The organism is Cognatundibacterium luofuense (genome assembly GCF_018139685.1).
GTDB classification, from domain to species: Bacteria; Pseudomonadota; Gammaproteobacteria; order Burkholderiales; family Burkholderiaceae_D; genus Undibacterium; species Undibacterium luofuense.
Window position 1 is genome coordinate 1 of the sequence record NZ_JAGSPN010000609.1, and the last position, 288, is coordinate 288.

Consider the following 288-nt stretch of genomic DNA (forward strand, 5'->3'; position numbering starts at 1 on the left):
GCCCTGATCCAGCAAGTTACCGGCAATGCTGAGCATGGCTGCATTGGCGCCAATCACGACCGGCTGAATGGCGGTGATGGATGGCATCAATTGCCACATTTGCAGATTCAGGCCATCACTGAACTGATGGATCAGCTTATTCAGATGGGTGCGTCGTTGCTGGCCTTCTTCACCGCTGATGATATCTATGCTGGTCAGTAAAGCATGCGCCAGTGCCGGTGCAGCAGCAGTGGTGTAGATGTAGGCACGCGCTTTCTGGATCAGCCATTCGATCACGGTTTCATGGGC

1 protein-coding gene is annotated in these 288 nt (G+C 54.2%); it reads right to left on the minus strand.

The window, feature by feature from the left end; translation table 11 throughout:
• On the minus strand, window positions 1–276 hold a 276-nt coding region (locus KDM89_RS21850), incomplete at its 3' end, for an aminotransferase class I/II-fold pyridoxal phosphate-dependent enzyme (protein WP_329604731.1).
• Window positions 277–288 lie beyond the last annotated feature (12 nt).